This is a genomic window from Pseudoalteromonas sp. SR45-5 (assembly GCF_014163565.1).
Taxonomy (GTDB): Bacteria; Pseudomonadota; Gammaproteobacteria; order Enterobacterales; family Alteromonadaceae; genus Pseudoalteromonas; species Pseudoalteromonas distincta.
This window is the reverse complement of sequence record NZ_JACJDN010000239.1, coordinates 1-5,635: the sequence shown is the minus strand read 5'-3', so window position 1 is coordinate 5,635 and position 5,635 is coordinate 1. Positions and strand designations below refer to the sequence as shown.

The 5,635-nt window shown below is 40.1% G+C and carries 4 protein-coding genes; all 4 read left to right on the top strand.

What is annotated here, in order from left to right:
- The first annotated feature begins 174 nt into the window (after positions 1-174).
- Positions 175-2,118: an EAL domain-containing protein gene (locus H5072_RS10505; RefSeq protein ID WP_182693494.1), complete on the top strand. Its 1,944-nt coding sequence runs from the start codon at positions 175-177 to the stop codon at positions 2,116-2,118.
- 212 nt (positions 2,119-2,330) lie between these two features.
- Positions 2,331-2,912: an electron transport complex subunit RsxA gene (gene rsxA / locus H5072_RS10500; protein WP_008172491.1), complete on the top strand. Its 582-nt coding sequence runs from the start codon at positions 2,331-2,333 to the stop codon at positions 2,910-2,912.
- A gap of 1 nt (position 2,913) precedes the next feature.
- Positions 2,914-3,468 carry an electron transport complex subunit RsxB gene (rsxB, locus tag H5072_RS10495; RefSeq protein WP_007585357.1) on the top strand — a complete coding sequence of 185 codons (555 nt, stop codon included), beginning with the start codon at positions 2,914-2,916 and terminating at the stop codon, positions 3,466-3,468.
- 8 nt (positions 3,469-3,476) lie between these two features.
- Positions 3,477-5,635 (top strand): electron transport complex subunit RsxC (rsxC, locus tag H5072_RS10490; RefSeq protein ID WP_182693493.1); only part of this gene is annotated, 2,159 nt, incomplete at its 3' end.

Sequence of the window (5,635 nt, the reverse complement as noted above, 5' to 3'; positions counted from 1 at the left end):
CCGTTCGAGTCGGGGAGGGGGAGCCAATTCTAAGAATTTCATAGACATTCCAAGCTATTTCCACTACTCTTCCTTATATAACTAAAGCATTAGTTTAATTCTTTAATGCGCTGTACTTAGTTTATTAATCAAGGACTTGATTCCTTCCCTTTTGATTATTAAAAGACTGAAAACATGGCTGGATTTAAAAAACTTATTTTTATACAAATTATCTCTTGGTTATTGTGTGTTGCAGCAGGAAGCTACTTCATATCTATAAGCTTTGATACTGCGGTAAGTGATGCACAAAAAAATGCACAAACGACTGTTACTAAGTATATTAATGACCTTTCTTTAGACGATATTTCTGCTCAAAATTTAAAACAATCAATTGCAGATGGTAATACGTTTTCAAGCTTTACTCTAAGAGATTACCAAGGTGCTGAAGTATTTAGCATTAACCCCCCTACTCAATTACCAATGTTTGCTGATTTTGTACTCTCTAACTTTAACTCTGTACGCCCACAGTTTGCTGTAAACGATGCCGCAGATATAAAAGTTGAATTTGTACTTAACATTGAGCATTTAGCGTCGCAGCTACAAACGTCCCTTTTTATTGTTATTTTGATTTCTGCCATTTTAGTTATTATTCCAATAATTCTAATGAAATCTATTTTTTATCATTTAAATAAAAATATAAGTACAACAGTTGCTGACATTATCGATATTTATATCAATCAAAACCAAGTTGATAATGATTTAGAAACAGCATTAGATGGCACTCGATTGAAAAAAATGGGAAAAGATTTAGTACCTAGTTTTAATCGGTTATCACATTTTTTAAAAAACAAAAACGAAGACATACAAAGCGCTGCTATGACTATCAAGCATGAAGCGTACAAAGATGTAATTACCTCGCTTGGTAATCGTAATATGTTTGTTGAGTACTACGAAAAAAATATTGAAAACACTGAGCAAAGTACATTTGGCTCTTTAGCTATGGTACGTTGTAGCGAGCTACAAGCTATAAACCAAACCCGTGGTTATCAAAAAGGTGATGAGTACGTTAAAGGCGTTGCCGATATTATTAAGCACATAAGCGGCACTTACACTGGTAGCCAAGTATTTAGATTAAACAGCTCTGATTTTGCGGTAGTACTCCCCCACATTCCTTTAAAAGAAGCTGAGCGCTTTGGTGAAAACCTGCAATCGCGCTTCACGCAGTACCAACAAAACCAAGAGTTAAGCTCGGTAGCTAATACGGGTATTGTAGGTTACGAAAAAGGTAAACCATTAGGCGAACTACTTTCTGTTGTTGATAACGCGATGAGCATGGCGCAGTCAAAGCAAGTTAATGCATGGCACGTACAACGCGAAACCGATTTAGTTAATAACGTAAGTGCGGGGTTTGGTAATCAAAACTGGCGTAAGGTTATTAAGGAAGTTATTGAATCTAAGCGTGTGCATTTAGTGATGCAAAACATTATGCCACTTGGTAAAAGTATTAAAGCCTACGCTGAAGTACAAGTTCGATTTAAAACAGAAGACAATCAAGTACTGCCTACCGCTTCTTTTTTAGCAATGGCCGAAAAACTTGATATGGCAATAGAAATTGATCGCCTGATCATCGACTCTTCTCTTGAAAAAGTTAAAAGCCGTAATTTATCTGAAAAGTTTTTTGGTTTAAACGTAACAGCCTCAAGTGCACACAACGATCAGTTTGTAATTTGGCTAGAGCGCCGATTATTGAAAGATACGCATATTGCATCTAAACTAGTATTTGAGGTAAGCGAGTTTGGTTTACAGCAAAACATCAAAGCTAGTAAGCGCTTTATCGACATGGTTCACCGTGTTGGCGCACGCGTTACAGTTGAACGTTTTGGTGTTGGCTTAACTTCATTTAAGTTTTTCCGCGATTTAAAACCTGATTTTATTAAAATGGATGCAAGTTATACTCGCGGCCTAGAAGATGATAAAAATAATCAGTACTTTATGCGCTTAATGGTCGATTTAGCCCACCGCATTGGTGTTAGCGTATTTGCTGAAGGCGTTGAGAGCCAAGAAGAGAAACACATTATAGAAACGTTGTGTTTAGATGGCGTTCAAGGTTATTACATAGAAAAACCTAAAGACATTTAATTAGTTTTCAATTAATACAAAAAAGAGCATTCGTTGCTCTTTTTTTGTTTCTGCTATTTGACTAATTCCTTACATCAAAATCACATTAATTTTACAGCCTTGTGATCAATATGTTTGTCCTTGCGTTTATTTAACTGATAACGACTCGCAAATGTTGTTTATCGGGGCAGAAAAAAGGATAATAAGCAGGACTTTAATAGCGTGAGGCACACATGACAGAATATGTCTTGTTATTGATTGGAACCGTTCTGGTTAATAACTTTGTATTAGTACAATTTTTAGGCTTATGTCCGTTTATGGGCGTATCAGGTAAGCTTGATACGGCGATTGGTATGTCTTTGGCAACCACGTTTGTGCTTACCCTTGCCTCTGTAACTAGCTATTTAGTTAATCAATATATTTTAATCCCTCTGGATATCGCCTTTTTACGCACCATGAGCTTTATTTTAGTGATTGCCGTTGTAGTGCAATTTACCGAAATGGTTGTGCGTAAAACCAGCCCTACCCTATATCGTTTATTAGGCATATTTTTACCGCTGATCACCACTAACTGTGCGGTATTAGGTGTGGCTTTATTAAATATCAAAGAAGATCATTCGTTTTTACAATCTGCGGTATATGGTTTTGGTGCTGCGGTTGGTTTTTCTTTAGTGCTTGTATTGTTTGCAGCACTACGAGAGCGTTTAGCAGCTGCTGACGTTCCTACGCCTTTTAAAGGCGCCTCTATTGCAATGATCACTGCAGGCTTAATGTCGATGGCGTTTATGGGTTTTACTGGATTAGTGAAGTTTTAATATGACCTTGTTTTATGCCTTGATAGCGATTGGTTCGCTAGCACTCATTTTTGGACTTATTTTAGGGTTTGCAGCAATTCGCTTTCGCGTTGAAGGTAACCCTATTGTTGAGCAAATTGATACTATTTTACCGCAAACTCAATGCGGACAATGTGGCTACCCGGGTTGTCGCCCTTACGCCGAAGCCATAGCTAATGGCGATGAAATAAATAAATGCCCACCAGGCGGAGAATCTACCATGAAAAAGCTTGCCGGCTTAATGGGGGTTGATGAAAAACCACTTGCCGGTGGCGAGCAAGCAGAACCTATAAAAACAGTGGCTTATATTCGCGAAGATGAATGTATTGGCTGTACCAAATGTATTCAAGCCTGCCCAGTTGACGCTATTTTAGGCGCAACTCGTCAAATGCATACCGTGTTAATTGATGAATGTACTGGCTGTGATTTATGTGTTGAGCCTTGCCCTGTAGATTGCATTGATATGCTACCTGTAGCCGAAACTAAACAAAACTGGAAATGGCAGCTAGACGCTATTCCTGTTACACAAATAGATTAGAGGTTTGAGTGGACAAGTTACTTGAACAAATAAAAAAAGGCACCGTGTGGGCATTTCCTGGCGGCATACACCCACCACAACAAAAATCACTCTCTAATAGTGCGAGTATCACTCGCCTACCTTTGCCCGATAAACTCATTGTTGCGCTTAAGCAGCATATAGGCGCAAACGGTAAGTTACTTGTAGAAAAAGGCCAACACGTCTTAAAAGGCCAACCACTAACAGAGCCTGCTGCTAACTGGTCGGTACCTGTGCATGCGCCAAGCTCTGGTGTGGTTACTGATATTGCACCTATGCCATCAGCACATCCATCGGCCCTGCCAGAACTAAGTGTTATTATTGAACCAGACGGCAAAGACGAATGGGTAGCTCTAAATAAAAATAAAAATCCTGCTGAGCTTAGTCATGACGATCTTATAAATATTATTCACCAAGCCGGTATTAGCGGTATGGGTGGTGCTGGTTTTCCTACTTATGTAAAAGCGGATACTAAGCAACCTATCGAATTTTTGATTGTAAATGCTGTTGAGTGCGAACCTTATATTACTGCCGATGACGTTTTAATGCGCGAACACGCTAAAGAAGTTATCCAAGGCATTGAAATAATGCAGCAACTTTTAAACCCAACACTGTGCATTGTGGGTATAGAAGATAACAAGCCTGAAGCTATTGCAGCAATGAAGCAAGCAGCTGAGCATAACTCAAAAATTATTATTCAAACGGTGCCAACTATTTATCCATCTGGCGGTGAAAAGCAATTAATTAAATTACTTACTAACCGTGAAGTTCCTAGCATTGGTATTCCAGCCGATATTGGTATTTTAGTGCATAACACGGGTACTTTGTTTGCCGTACAACAAGCCGTTTATGAAGGCAAACCGCTAATTGAGCGTATAGTTACGGTAACAGGTAACACTATTCATAAACCTGGAAATGTATGGGCACTGCTTGGTACTGAAATAAAGCATTTACTAGATTGCCAAGGTTTCTCTCCTGTACCGCAGCAAAGTGTTGTGATGGGCGGCCCAATGATGGGCTTTACGCTACCCACAGTACGTATTGGCATAGTTAAAACAACTAACTGTATTTTAGCGCCTGATCATAAAGAGCTAGCGGAACCCGGCCCTGAAAAAGCCTGTATACGTTGTAGCGCCTGTGCCGATGCCTGCCCTGCTTCTTTATTGCCACAACAATTGCAGTGGTTTGCTAAATCAAAAGAGTACGACAAACTACAAGAGCACAATTTATTTGATTGTATTGAATGTGGTGCTTGTGCATACGTGTGCCCAAGCGAAATCCCTCTTGTACAGTACTACCGTATAGCCAAAGTTGAAATTAAAGAACAACAAGCTGACAAAATTAAAGCCGACAGAGCAAAAGAGCGTTTTGATGCCCGAAAAGAACGTTTAGAGCGTGAGCAAGAAGAACGCCAAAACCGCCATAAACGTAAACCTGCTGCTAAGTCTGCTGACGAAAAGCAAAAAGTAGCTGAGGCACTAGCCCGTGTTAAAAATAAATCAGATAACGGCGATGAAAAATCAGCTGTTGCAGCCGCTATTGCACGCGCTAAAGCTAAAAAGCTAGGCGATCAATCTGCTGAATTAGAACCTGACAACAGCGAAGTAGCAAAAGAGCGCGCACTACGTAAAGAACAAGCGCGTAAATATAAAGAGCAAAAATCTCAAACAGATGAATCGGCCGCTGCTGCGCCCGTTGATGATAAAAAATCAACAGTTGCTGCAGCCATTGCTCGCGCTAAAGCCAAAAAGGCAGCACAAGCATTAGATAACGCTGAACAAACAGTGAGTGAAGAGCCACAAACTGATGCCCCTGTTGATGATAAAAAAGCAGCCGTAGCGGCGGCCATAGCTCGCGCTAAAGCTAAAAAAGCAGCTAAAGCATTAGACAACGCTGAACAAACAACAAGTGAAGAGCCACACAGCGATGGCCCTGTTGATGATAAAAAAGCAGCCGTAGCGGCGGCCATTGCGCGTGCTAAAGCTAAAAAAGCAGCACAAGCATTAGATAACGCTGAACAAGCAACAAGTGAAGAGCCACAAAGTGATGCCCCTGTTGATGATAAAAAAGCAGCCGTAGCGGCGGCCATAGCTCGCGCTAAAGCTAAAAAAGCAGCTAAAGCATTAGAAGAAGCGGAGCAAACCGTGAG